The following is a 13064-nucleotide window of genomic DNA, read 5'->3' as shown; positions in this document are numbered from 1 at the left end:
TTGGGGCTATTTCTATTACGGCTCTTATGCGGACGGTAAGCACAACACAACAATCTTATAAGGTGTGGTCTGGGCAGGTATGCTCTTGGTAGACGGACCATAGGTCACAACCAGGTCCCTGTTGGCGGGGCTGCCGGTAAAGGCCTGCCCATTGGTCAGCACCATCTGGGTATACGGCGAGATGTTTAATTGCAGCTGGCCATCGCTGCTGATTAGCTGGCTATTAAAATAGTCCGTTTTCACATTTTGCTGGGAAGTATGTTTTACGACCACCAGAGCACGGTATTGAGGGGGATATATCAGCGGAACAGGAGCATTGCCGTCATAATATCCGGTAATAATGTCCCCGGCTGACAGCCTGGTTTGATCTAAAACAAAAGTCGAAGGGGATACGATGAAATTGACAGTTCCCCCCATCCCGTTATCAGCAGAAATCATCTTTAGGCAGCCTTCCATGTTAAAATCAGAGATTTGCACAATAGTTCCCGTGAAGTATTGAAAATTGGTCATGTTCTTCCTCCGTTCTAAAAAATAAAGCCTCGGATGTAACCAATATATTAAAACAGCCTATTTTACGTTCCTTTGTAAATTTACAAAACATTACTTTCATCCAATCTTTACATTGGATTTACATTCGGTCTGTATAATTTCCTTATAGGTCATTAGTATGATATTTTGGGGGTTTTGGAGAAATGAAGAAGCAGCTGGACAACTTTGCGGCAGCCTGCAGCCATAAGCTGAACCTGGGCAAAAGATTATTGGTATTGTTTTTTACCTTGTTGCTGCTATCGATATCGGCAGTCGGAGTTAGTTCCTATCTTAAAACAAAGGACATGGCAATCAAAACAATTGAGGATAGATTGGCAAGAGAAGCAGAACTAATGGGATACATAGCGGAAAACTTAAAGTTTGTGTATGTCAGTGATGATGCGTACTTTAAGCAGCAGCTTGAGGCCAGTGTCCGTGCTCAGCAGAAAAAGCTGCACTCGGATGGGATAGATTCCGATTTTTTCTATCTTGCAGATAATAGGATGAAGCCTTTTAAAGTCAGCAGCAAAACGGATGCCGCTTTTTCAAGGGATGTCATCAATAAAATCAGCGCAATGAAAAATGGCGTCTTACATATTGAGATGAACGGGACAGATTATACAGCGGCCTTTCAGGAGATGAAGGAAATTAATGGCACCTATGTAGTCCTCATCCCGGCAAAAGCGTATATGTCTGATGTGCATGCGATCGGTTATTTTATGATTGCAGCAATTGTGGTCAGTTTATCGGCTGCTTCGGCCATTATCAGCCTTTTTGTCAGAAAAATAACGAAGCCTTTGAACCTTTTAAGAAACACCATGCGGGAGGTCCGGGAAGGAAACCTGAAAAATCCGCTTGAAATTCATACAGAAATTCCTGAAATTGCTTCTCTGCAGAAAAGTTATAATAGTATGATTGAACAAATGAGGAGCCTGCTGCGGGAGCTGACCGGCACAACGAAGGAGCTGGAGAGTACGGGCAATGAGCTTAAAAGGTCATCCTTCAGCGCTCTTGAAAGCGGGCAGCAGCTGGTATCAGCCATTCACCTTGTGAAAATGGGTGCAGAGCAAACCGCATCCAGTTCTGAAAATAGTGTTGCCAGTTTTAAAGAAATGAAAGATAGGTTTGAAGACATGTTTTTGCAAATGGAAAGTGTAAACCGCAGTTCGGAGGTTATGAATGATTCTGCCTGGCGCGGCGGGAACAGCATCAATGATTTGATCGCTGCCATCCATTCCTTTGGGTTAAAGTTTGAAAAATTGACACTGACAATAAGAGAGGTCAAAGACCATTCCTTATCGATTACAAATCTTGTCGGAATGGTAAAAGGGATTGCTGAACAAACAAGACTGTTATCTTTAAATGCTTCCATTGAGGCTGCCCGTGCAGGAGAGGCAGGGAAAGGCTTTGCCGTGGTCGCTGGAGAGGTCCGTAAACTAGCGGAGCAATCTGCAGGTGCTGCAGAAAATATCACTCAGGGAATAAGAAGTATGGAGAATATAACTCTTAGAGCTTCAGATGAATTTGACCGGCTCCATACGGAGATCAAAGGAAATCTTGAGATGGCGGGCCAATCCAAACTATCATTGGATGAGCTGATGAATGAAATTTCTAATGTAAGCGGAAAGCTCCAAACCATGCAAACGGAGCTAAAAGGCCTGGAAGAAACGCTGCCGCAGCTTGAACAGGGTGCTGAACAGTTCGCCTCTGTTTCACAGGAAACATTGGCCAGTGCAGAAGAAATGCTTGCTGCCAGTGTCATTCAAACAGGACAAATGGAGAAAACGGATAAAATTGGGGTGAAACTCAACTCTTTAGCAAGGTCATTGTCTGAAATGACAAGCCATTATAGGGTATAGGGATTACGAAAAGCATAAGGCGAGACGCACTGAATCCTCCAAAGCTGCCCTGGCGGGTTGCGAAGTTTGACGAAGTCTATTACAAAAGTGAACCAGGCATTGACTGTCTGGTTCACACCTTCTCTGTTACGCAATCCGCTCCTAACAGAAGCTTCTTTATTTTAATCCATAAGCCTTGATGATCTCCTGATTCACACGATTGCCTGCATCATCCCATGCACTGGTACGCAGGGAGACAGAGGCTCCCTTCTTATTTGGATGCTTGATTTCGGCAGACCAGCCGTTTCCTTTAGCTGCTAATTTTGCCGCTTCCCATGTCTTTCCTTCATCAAAGGACACTTCAAGACTGGCTCCTTTTATTTTGCCATTTTCAGGGGCATCGGCTATTTGAACAGCTGATAAATCAAGCTTAATCTTCTTACCGGCCGTGGAGTTGCCGGCCATGTCCGTATCCACTTTATAATCAAGAGAAATCAGCGGAAGTGCAGTCTGATATTCTTCCTGCTGCTGGGACCAGAATGTCCACTCCGTATGTGTACTGACTGATGTGTTCCAGCGCTCTGCATCGCGGGCTGCATCACTTACAAGTTTGTACTGGGTTTTCTCTGCCGGAAATTCATTGAATAAGTAGAGAGCCTGGCCCTTTCCTTCTCTAACCAGTGTATCCCCCTGATATAGCTTTAATGTCTGATCACCAGGGTAATTCATGTCGGCGCCTGTATGGCCAGCTCCTGAGTCAGCCCAGGCAGGAACATTGAGAATCAAATAATTGTCTGTACGATAAGGAGCCCAAAATCCCGCACCAAAACGAGGGCGGACTACTGGTGAAAACCATTCTTCATTCAACGTTTGACCTGGTTTGTATTCCACTTTTGGCTGCCTTACTTCCCATTGGGCATCAAGGACACCAGCCTGATGATACCAGGACGTTCCGTTTTGCGCCGATACCCACTCTGTTCTGACGGACGGGAGTGACAGTCTTTGCAGGAAGCCAACACCGGCAAAGCTGTGCTCGAGGATATCGTAGCGGAACTCGGCACCAGGTGCAGGGCGATCTGATTTATATTCAGAGTTGATTTTGACAAGGTCCTTCGTTTTCGGTGCATAATTTACTTTTTTAGGAACTGCCTGATGATGCATGTCCACCAGGTCATATAAATAGTCCGAATCAGGAGTACCCTCGACGTTTAAGGTCAATCCGCCGGACTTGGCCGCTTCGATCAGTCCCCGTCCTTCATTTCCGCTGACTCCGGCTACTGGGAGAGGGCTATCGGAAAGTGAAAAGTCTTCATTTTCTACTCCTGTCCATTCACTAAGCTCCTGCGGTCTGTCATTAACAGTGATTAATAGCTTTGCTCCTGCTGCCAGAGCTGCTGCAGCACGTTCTGATCCAGTTAATTCATCACTGCGCAGGACAATGGCAGCTTTGCCTTTAACATCAAGTTTTTGATAATCCTCGTTTGATCCATTCCCTGCATAGACAGCTTCCAGATTGTACTTCCCGTTCATAAGAGTGCTGCCAGCCTGCGGAATATCATCTAATTCTTTGCCCTTGAAACCAATGGTCAATAGTGGTTCTGCCAGGCGCCAGCGCGTAGCCTGCGTGAATTCACCAGTGTCTACTTTCTCAGTAGGGGCAGCGTACATTTTATCTGCCACTGCCGGCATGATGTAAATGTCATTCACCTGGTTTCCATCAATGCTGCGGAAATATTCCATCTTGCGGTAATGGGCTTCTGTTTCTTTCGGAACATCTACTGTAATTTCATTAGCCTCTCGCGCATCCAGCATAACGGTCTGCGGTCCATCCAAATGAACTTCCGGATCGCCGACAAGCGCTACTCCTGCATGATCTGTATCTGTATCAACATCCATCATCGACATAACCGAATATATTCCTTTCGGCAGTCTCAGCTCCTTCGTGCCATCCACTGACATAAACTGCGGTTCACCAGTTGGTCCCAAAAGGTAGAAGTAGGCAGAGGCAGCTTCCCCGTCACGGTCGATTGCCTTAATGGTCAGCGGGTATCTTTCATCTTCTTTGATCATGCCCAGTGAAGTATGGACAATGCTCTCTCCCTCTGATGAAGCGCTAATGCGCCCCTGATATCGGGTGCCAAAATTACCTGCATTAGGGTCCAATGTAACGGTGACATTCGTGCTTCCTTTTGCTGGAACAGTCACTTTTTCTGCTGATAGCTTTACCATTCCGGCAGGTGCATCCGTGTCATTGGCATCTTTGACTGACACTGTCAGATCCAATGTTATATCCTGATCAGCATCATTTGTATACGTAATGGTCTTTTCAGCCGGACCATCATTCTCATGAGGCCAGTCGTAGAAGCCAAAGTCCAGGGATCCTGTTGCCCTTACATGGCCAAGAGCTGCCACTGCATCCACACGGCCTGTGCCGCCTTCAAAAGGCTTAATGTGTTCAAGCTTCTTGGTTGTGCTCATTAAAGCTTCCTTAAGCTGTTCCCCTGTCCAGTCCGGGTGGCGCTGGGCGAGAAGGGCTGCAGCTCCGGCAACATGAGGCGTTGCCATTGAGGTGCCATCCATGCTCATATAAGAGCCGCTTCCCTGGTTCGTATATTGAGAACGTGCTGCCAGGATTCCAACTCCGGGAGCTGTGAGATCAGGCTTTAATCCTGAGCTTCCAAAGCTGGGCCCTTTAGACGAGAACCAGGCAAGATTGTCGGACTTGTCCACTGCGCCAACAGTTAGAGCTTCCTCAGCAGCTCCTGGTGAGCCGATTCCTTCACTGTCCGTGTTCCCGGCAGCAATCACAAACAGGGAACCTGTTTCTTTACTGAGATTGTTAACAGCTTGAGCCATTGGGTCTGTTCCATCGCTTGGTTCAGAACTGCCCAGGCTCATATTGACGACTTTTGCATTTTCAGCAGCCCATTCCATTCCGTCGATAATCCATGAATCCTGGCCAAAGCCTTCATCACTAAGTACTTTTCCTACAAGAAGACGTGCGCCAGGTGCCACACCCTTATTCCGTCCTTCTGATGCTTCCCCGGTACCAAGTACTGTGGAAGCCACATGTGTTCCGTGTGCATGTCTGTCGGTTACTTCCTCTCCTGGCACAAAGCTTACTGCCTCATCCAACTGACCTGAAATGTCCGGATGCCCTGAATCAATCCCAGTATCCAGAACAGCCACTTTTACACCAGTTCCGTCATAGCCGGATTCCCAAGCGGAAGGGGCTCCGATCTGCGGGACACTCTGTTCAAGAGATGCTTCGACACGGCCATCGAGCCAGATTTTTTCAATCCCTGGAGCCAGTGCAGCCTTCGTTTTTTTAGCAGTCTTGCTGGTGATTTCTGACCAAAATTCCTTTGTTTCTTTCTTATCAGCGGAGACTGCAACACTATCTATACTTTCAAGTACATGGGTTTTCTTTGAGCCTTTAGGAGCTTTAAAAGCAGCAGCTGAGCGGCCCTTGGACTCGGAATATTGAATGATGACAGGCAATTCCTTCTGATTCTCGTCATCATAGCCATCTTTGATTAAAGCTGTGATATTGAACAAATCCTGATCCAAAAATCCGGAAGCCAGGTAAGGCATAGCCTTGTCTGGAATGACATACGTTTCCTTGTTGGCAGTTAAAATGCGTGCACCACTGGCGGAAGGGTCAGCTGGTTCCACATGAATAATATTCTTTCCATCTGCGAATTCAGTTACAGTTACGACATCACCTGTAATAAGAGTGATGACATGTTTGCCTTTACTTGCTTTGGCATTCATCCCTTGCAGATCAGCTATGGACGCTTTGCCATCATCCCCTTTCAGGATGCCTTTCCCGGAATCATCCGCCGAAGCCTGCAGGGGCGGAACAGCCAGCATAGCCGCAGCCATGGCAGCGGTTAAATACTTTTTAAACTTGAAATCTCCCATTCGTGTCCATTCTCCTCTTTAAAAGTATAGTGGTTTCCGTTAAAGCAGCTTAGAAATGACCCTATTAAACTGCTTTAAAATAATCAAGAACCAACCTCCTTAAATACTTGACTTATAGTTTGTAAGGGCGTTCTATTGAAAAGTATAAAGAAGAAAGAACATTCTGTTAATTGGGGGAATTAGAGGATGATTGAAGTGTGAAAGATGGGCTAAAAGAATTAGATTTCGATAAATTGATGAATTATTGGGAGAGTTTGTAGGTATTTATAACAATAAAATTTGGGGTTATTTAATAGGGGAAGAAAATAATATTCTAACTTACAGCAAATCTATTAAGTTCTTGTACGGTTAATTTTCTAAAACAAACAGCTGAACAGTCAAAAAGACCAGCGGAAAAGCACCGCCAGTCCTTGCTTTATACATCAAAAACCCTATCATAAATCCTTTTCAAATCATCACGAAGCTTCTCAACCGGTATAAACCGAGCTTCCCTTAATACTTCTCTTCCATCCAGATATAAGGCAATCACAGGCACTGTAAAGGCCATCAGGTATCCGGCAATTTCGGTTACCTTGCCTGCATTTACAAGCCGTGCTTCGATACGGGGGTAATCCTTTAACACTTCCTCAACCTGAGGAAGCAGGCCATGGCAGACGCTTCAGCTGTCATGCAGCACATAAATAAGGCCCAGCTCTGTGCTTTGAATAAATCGATGCACCTCTTCCATCGCTGTCAGCTCTTTCATTTTTATCCTCCTCTTGCTGGCATTTTTTCCATTATACAATAGGATTTCCATAACCTCTCCTAGAATACCTTATGGGAAAAGGAGTGGTGAGATTGGCAAATCTATGGGAAGAAAAGTTTTCTCAAGAAGGCTATTTATATGGCGAAGAGCCCAATGAATTCATCAGAGAGCAGGTATGGCGGCTTGAAGGGCACAAACGAGTTGTGGCCTTTGCCGAGGGGGAGGGCCGAAATGCCGTATTCCTGGCAAGAAAGGGGCATGATGTAACAGCATGGGATTATACGCAAAGCGGGTTAAACAAAACACAGCTGCTGGCTGAGCGCCATCAAGTCAGAGTGGAAACAGGGCAGAAGGATCTGATTCATGATTCTGTGCCAACTGAGGAATATGACGCTTCGATTATGGTTTTCGGCCATTTTCTGAAAAAAGACCAAAAAACCGTTTTCGATAAGCTTGTTTCCGTTGTCAAACCGGGTGGTATTGTCATGCTTGAGGTCTATTCAGAGGATCAGCTCCGCTATGGAACAGGCGGGCCGAAAAGTGTGGATATGGTCTATCACCCTGCAGATATTCTTCAATGGATTAGAAACTATAAAGTCCTCCATTTCTTTTATGGCGAACAGGAAAGAGTGGAAGGAAAAGGCCATACAGGCACGGGACATGTCATCCAGGTGATCCTGCAAAAGTAGAAAAAGGGGGCAAAATGAGCCTCCTTTTTTTAAGGTGTAATCGAACGGGTTCTGTTCACTCTGGCAGAATACACACGATACATTATGAATGCCAAACCGGAAAGCAGGATTCCCGTCAGGTACGGAGCTCCGATGCTGATGGTGAACAGCCATCCTCCGAGCGGCGGGCCGATAATGCGTCCCAGGGAATCAAAGGATGACAGCAGGCCAGTCGTGCTGCCGTGTCCAGTTTGAGATGTCTTTGTCAGCAGGGAAGAAACACTCGGACGGATAAATCCGTTCCCTATGCCGAAAATCGTCAGGAAAATCGCTGCAGTCGTAAAACTGTCAACCAGGAGGATCAGTCCAAAGCCTATGGCAGAGACAACAATCCCCAGCTGAATCACAGCCCCTTCTCCATACTTTTTCGTCATTCGTCCTACGAGACCGCCTTGCACAAGGGCGCCTCCAAATCCCATAATCATAAAGATATAGCCCAGCTCCACGGTGCCAAGGCCGGCTTTTTCAGCCGCAAAATACGCAAATGTTGCTTCCAGTCCTGCCAGTGACAGCGAAACAAACAGCTGAAGGATAAACAAAATGCCAGTGTTTCCTCTTAAAGCGGTCATCAGACCCGGACGCTTAGACGTTCCCTGGCTGCGCTGCTCCGGTGAAAGGGACTCCTTCAGCACAAGCATGACAAGGAAGAAGGTGATAAACGAAGAAGTTCCTGCCGCGTAGAAAGGAAGGTTCAAACTTTCCCGGGAAAAGATGCCGCCGATCGCCGGGCCAAAAATGAAGCCTAAGCCCACTGCAGCACCGATGATGCCCATCCCTTTTCCGCGGTCTTCTTCAGATGTAATATCCGCTACATAAGCCATGACCGTCGGCATATTTGCCGACGACAGAAAGCCGCCGATGATTCTAGCCGCAAACAGCATCCAAAGCTCAGTGGACAGCGCCATCATGAAAAAAGACAGGCCAAGACCAAAAATACCAATCATAATGACAGGCTTGCGTCCGATTTTATCGGAAACGCGCCCCCACATAGGCGCAAACAGCAGCTGCATCAGCGAATAAACGGCCATTAACAGGCCCAGTTCAGTGGGTGATGCCCCTAATTCCTCCGCATAAAAGGGGATGACAGGAATAATGATTCCAAACCCTACCATCACAAGAAACATAACGGCGAATAAAAGAGGCAGTGCTTTTTTAGTATTCAACATGTTCACTCCAGTTAAAGTCAAATTCCATCTAAGTATTATGATTATAACAAAAACATTCCCATACTTTCACCTTAGGGATTGGACAGGTAAATAAGTTCTATTTCTCAGCCAATTTTAAAAATATATTGAAATATCAAAATAATATAAACTATGATGAACTTGTACATTTTTACAGTTAAGAGAGGGGGAAATGGAATGGAAAAGAAATTAGAAAAGAAAGTCCTGATTGCAAGCCTGATCGGAAGTTCCATCGAATGGTTTGATTACTTTTTATACGGAACGGTTGCTGCACTTGTATTTAATCAAATGTTTTTTCACAGTGATGATCCGGCTGTCGGCTTAATGCTGGCGTATGCCTCTTTCGCACTTGCTTTCTTCATCCGTCCGCTTGGCGGGGTTATTTTCAGCCACATAGGGGATAAAATCGGCAGAAAGAAGACCCTTGTCCTCACATTGTCCCTTATGGGCGGTGCAACGGTCCTCATGGGCTTTTTGCCTACCTACGATAATATAGGCGCGGCAGCACCGATTCTGCTGATTCTTTTACGCTTAATACAAGGAATTGGACTCGGAGGAGAATGGGGCGGTGCACTGCTGCTCGCTGTTGAATATGCTCCAAAAAATCGGCGCGGCTTTTTTGGAAGCATTCCGCAAATGGGTGTCACCATCGGAATGCTCCTCGGAACACTCGCTTTATCCATCATGACATTATTGCCGGAGGAAGCTTTTTTATCATGGGGATGGCGCGTACCGTTCATTCTGAGTGCCCTGCTTGTCTTTTTTGGCTTATGGATCCGCAAAGGCATTGATGAAACTCCATCCTTTAAAAAGGCCCGGGAAAACGGGGAAATCGCCAAGATTCCATTTGTGGAAACAATGCGCAGCCATTGGAAGGAAGTATTGATTGCAGTTGGCGCAAAAGTGGTGGAGACCGCGCCATTTTATATCTTCGGAACCTTTATTGTTTCCTATGCGACCACACAGCTTAGCTTCTCGCGTACGGTTACATTGAATGCCGTTACGATTGCAACCATTATTACGACTATTCTGATCCCGATCATGGGAAAACTGTCTGACAAAATTGGCCGGAAAAAGCTTTATGTCGGCGGAACGGTCCTGATGATGCTTTATGCCTTTCCGTACTTCTGGCTTCTTCACCAGGATTCGGCCGTTCTGCTGGTTGTGGCTACCATATTGGGTCTCGGCATCATCTGGGCTCCAATCACCGCTGTACTTGGAACGATGTTTTCTGAAATCTTTAAGTCGAATGTCCGCTATACCGGCATCACCCTGGGCTATCAAATAGGGGCAGCGCTGGCAGGAGGAACAGCTCCTCTCGTTGCAACAGCCCTGCTGAATGCCTATGACAATTCCTATGTTCCTGTAGCCTTATACATCATGCTTGCTGCCGCCATCTCTTTAATTGCGATTTCATCCGTCACTGACCGCAGCAATCAGGACCTGGATTCTGATCTGACAGGGGAAAATTCATTCCCTACAGGCTTAGAAAGGTAGAGTTCATGCTTTTATTATCTGAAAAAGAAATCAAATCCATCTATACGATGGAATCAGCCATTAAAGATCTTGAAAACGCACTGGTACATAATCAGGAAGGGAAAATCCAGAATCCCCATAGAACCGTGCTTGATTTTCCGGAGAAAAAAGCTTCTGCCCTTTATATGCCGAGTGCCCTGCCGCCAATCGGAAAAGCGGCTGTGAAGGTGGTCACCATTTTTCCTGAGAACCCTGCGGTCGGCAAAAAAACCACTCAGGGAGTCATATTATTAAGTGATACGAAAACAGGGGAACACCTGGCATGCATGAATGCCTCGTACCTGACAAGACTCCGGACCGGGGCCGTGAGCGGAATTGCCACTAAGCATCTCGCGAAAAAAACAGCAAGATCTGTGGCCGTGATTGGCTGCGGGGCAATGGCTGAAGAACAGCTTCAGGCTGTTTTGGAGGTTCGCAAAATAGAGGGAATTTTCCTTTACAACCGGACGGCTGCAAAGGCCCATGAGTTTGCTGGAAAATTCCATGAGTTCAACGGGCCGGTGTCCATCTTGGAAAATGCCGATGAAGCTGTTTCCCGGGCGGATATTGTCATCTGCAGCACCCGCTCGGAAAAGCCCGTGTTCTCAGGCAAGGCCCTCCGGCCGGGGACGCATATAAACGGGGTTGGGTCTTATCTTCCACATATGCAGGAAGTAGACGCAGAGACACTGCTGCGAAGCTCTAAAATCGTCGTGGACACCATAGAAGGAGTCAAGGATGAAGCCGGTGATTTTATTATTCCTGCCGCTGAAGGCATCTGGAGCTTTTCGGACCTGCATGGCGAAATCGGACAATTATCATCCGGAATGATTGCTGACCGAGAAAACGAAGAAGAGATTACCTTTTTCAAATCAGTCGGGATTGCCTACTTTGACCTCGCTGTGGCAGCAGCCGTTTATGAAAAAGCAATTCTTGAAGGCGTCGGAACGAAGGTGGATCTGTAAAAAGGTGAATAGTGCCAGAAGCTTTGGAAAATCTATAGCTATACTTCTAAATTAAAGGAGAGATAGAGATGCCAAAGCAGCCAAATAAAGTAACAGAAGAACAGCAAGTCGTATCAGCCCAAAACCAGGCTGACCAATTCAAAAAAGGAATGGACACCGAATTTGCTCTTGAAGAAAACGTCCAGGATGCGGCAGCTAAAAGCCAGCAGTATCAGGCACAAAACCAGCAGCCGACCTATGAACCGAATAAGCCGTTTTAATGAAACTGCATGATGGGTGCCTGAGCCTGTCATGCAGTTTTTTGTTTGAAGCACTCGTCCAGGGACCAAAGTAAGTACCCCCTTTTTGAACCTTTCCCCAAACTCTTGTAAAATAAGTGGCAAACCAGATCGCAAAAAAGGAGTCAATATGAAAAGTCATATCGTAATTGGTGCAGGAATTCTGGGGGCCTCGGCTGCCTACCATTTGGCTAAGGCAGGTGCTAAAGTCACCGTTATCGATCGCAAAGATTCGGGGCAGGCAACAGATGCAGCGGCCGGAATCATATGCCCCTGGCTGTCACAGCGGCGGAATAAGGCGTGGTATGCGCTCGCCAAAGGGGGAGCGGCCTATTATCAGACACTGATCAGGGAGCTTGAAAAAGACGGTGAGACAGAGACAGGCTATCAGCAGGCAGGTGCCGTCAGCCTGCATACCGATCCTGCAAAGCTTGAAAAAATGGAAGAACGGGCTATGAAAAGGCGCGAAGATGCCCCTGAAATGGGGGAGATTACGCACGTGTCTCCTGAAGAGACCTCCCGGCTGTTTCCGCCATTGGCAAATGAATATAGCTCTGTACATGTAAGCGGTGCGGCGCGCGTCAACGGCCGCGCACTGAGGGACGCACTGCTGCGTGCAGCTGAAAAGCATGGTGCGGAAGTCGTGCAGGGCTCTGCAGAACTTGTGTGCCAGGGAAATGAGGTTACAGCTGTTAAAGCCAGCGGAAACCAATATGAAGCTGAAAGTGTGATTGCAGCGGCGGGAGCGTGGGCAGCAGAGCTTTTTGAGCCGCTTGGAATCCAGCTGGATGTGAAGCCGCAAAAAGCGCAAATTGTCCATCTTCAGCTTGAAGGGGAAGATACCGCGGGCTGGCCGGTTGTCATGCCGCCAAACAATCAATACATTCTGGCATTCGAAGGCGGCCGCATCGTCATTGGCGCGACCCATGAAGATGATATGGGCTACGATTTAAGAGTGACTGCAGGCGGGTTAAATGACATTTTTGAAAAAGCCTTGGCAATCGCCCCGGGATTATCGAATGGAACGTTTACAGAAGCACGCGTGGGATTCCGTCCCTATACACCCGGATTTCTGCCCATTATAGGCCAAATTCCTGGTCTAAGAGGTCTTTACCTAGCAAATGGGCTTGGAGCCTCAGGGCTCACTGCAGGGCCTTTTCTTGGCGCTCAAGCGGCCAGGCTTGCTCTCGGACAAAAGGCTGATATTGATCTGAGCCTCTATGATCCGGCTGGTGCGGTAAAAACATGATAGATTTCAAAGTGCCTGTTTTAGCAGCAGGCACTTATTTTTGTATCTGATAAGTTAATAAATCGCTTCATTTCGGGTATACACTAATGAAAGTGATGTTTCATTAGGAG

11 protein-coding genes are annotated in these 13064 nt (G+C 46.8%); 6 read left to right on the top strand and 5 right to left on the bottom strand.

What is annotated here, in order from left to right; translation table 11 throughout:
• Positions 1 to 24: 24 nt before the first annotated feature.
• Positions 25 to 510, bottom strand: a complete 486-nt coding sequence (locus BK139_RS17590) for a hypothetical protein (RefSeq protein ID WP_076261357.1) — start codon at positions 508 to 510, stop codon at positions 25 to 27.
• Between the two features lie 182 nt (positions 511 to 692).
• Between BK139_RS17590 and BK139_RS17585 the strand changes: the two genes are divergently transcribed.
• A complete protein-coding gene (locus BK139_RS17585) occupies positions 693 to 2387 on the top strand; it encodes a methyl-accepting chemotaxis protein (protein ID WP_076261355.1) in 1695 nt (564 codons plus the stop codon).
• Between the two features lie 156 nt (positions 2388 to 2543).
• Here the strand turns inward: BK139_RS17585 and BK139_RS17580 are convergent, their stop codons facing one another.
• The 3 genes from BK139_RS17580 to BK139_RS24090 all read right to left on the bottom strand — a co-directional run bounded on the left by BK139_RS17580 (position 2544) and on the right by BK139_RS24090 (position 7086).
• Complete coding sequence (locus BK139_RS17580) at positions 2544 to 6290, bottom strand: S8 family serine peptidase (protein ID WP_076261353.1); 3747 nt, start codon at positions 6288 to 6290, stop codon at positions 2544 to 2546.
• Positions 6291 to 6705: 415 nt separating this feature from the next.
• Positions 6706 to 6912 (bottom strand): thioredoxin domain-containing protein, encoded by a 207-nt coding sequence (locus BK139_RS17575; RefSeq protein ID WP_076261351.1) that lies wholly within the window; start codon positions 6910 to 6912, stop codon positions 6706 to 6708.
• 36 nt (positions 6913 to 6948) lie between these two features.
• Positions 6949 to 7086 carry a hypothetical protein gene (locus tag BK139_RS24090; protein ID WP_175609150.1) on the bottom strand — a complete coding sequence of 46 codons (138 nt, stop codon included), beginning with the start codon at positions 7084 to 7086 and terminating at the stop codon, positions 6949 to 6951.
• A 41-nt stretch (positions 7087 to 7127) separates the two neighbouring features.
• Here BK139_RS24090 and BK139_RS17570 point away from each other — a divergent pair, with 41 nt between their 5' ends.
• The gene (locus BK139_RS17570; RefSeq protein WP_076261349.1) at positions 7128 to 7724 is read left to right on the top strand and encodes a class I SAM-dependent methyltransferase; all 597 of its coding nucleotides are present in this window, start codon (positions 7128 to 7130) and stop codon (positions 7722 to 7724) included.
• A gap of 29 nt (positions 7725 to 7753) precedes the next feature.
• On the opposite strand, the gene BK139_RS17565 is transcribed toward BK139_RS17570, so the two are convergent.
• Positions 7754 to 8926: an MFS transporter gene (locus BK139_RS17565; RefSeq protein WP_076261346.1), complete on the bottom strand. Its 1173-nt coding sequence runs from the start codon at positions 8924 to 8926 to the stop codon at positions 7754 to 7756.
• Positions 8927 to 9124: 198 nt separating this feature from the next.
• Here BK139_RS17565 and BK139_RS17560 point away from each other — a divergent pair, with 198 nt between their 5' ends.
• From BK139_RS17560 to BK139_RS17545, 4 genes are all read left to right on the top strand, one after another.
• Positions 9125 to 10444, top strand: coding sequence for an MFS transporter (locus BK139_RS17560; protein WP_076261344.1), 1320 nt, complete (start codon positions 9125 to 9127; stop codon positions 10442 to 10444).
• A gap of 5 nt (positions 10445 to 10449) precedes the next feature.
• Positions 10450 to 11427: an ornithine cyclodeaminase family protein gene (locus BK139_RS17555; protein WP_076261341.1), complete on the top strand. Its 978-nt coding sequence runs from the start codon at positions 10450 to 10452 to the stop codon at positions 11425 to 11427.
• A 68-nt stretch (positions 11428 to 11495) separates the two neighbouring features.
• Positions 11496 to 11687 carry a hypothetical protein gene (locus BK139_RS17550; RefSeq protein ID WP_076261338.1) on the top strand — a complete coding sequence of 64 codons (192 nt, stop codon included), beginning with the start codon at positions 11496 to 11498 and terminating at the stop codon, positions 11685 to 11687.
• 148 nt (positions 11688 to 11835) lie between these two features.
• Complete coding sequence (locus tag BK139_RS17545; protein ID WP_076261336.1) at positions 11836 to 12954, top strand: NAD(P)/FAD-dependent oxidoreductase; 1119 nt, start codon at positions 11836 to 11838, stop codon at positions 12952 to 12954.
• The last annotated feature ends 110 nt before the right edge of the window (positions 12955 to 13064 follow it).

Origin of the sequence: Paenibacillus sp. FSL R5-0490, assembly GCF_001956215.1 — a bacterium.
In the GTDB taxonomy this organism is placed as follows: Bacteria; Bacillota; Bacilli; order Bacillales; family Cytobacillaceae; genus Cytobacillus.
This window is presented reverse-complemented; position numbering and strand designations above follow the sequence as displayed.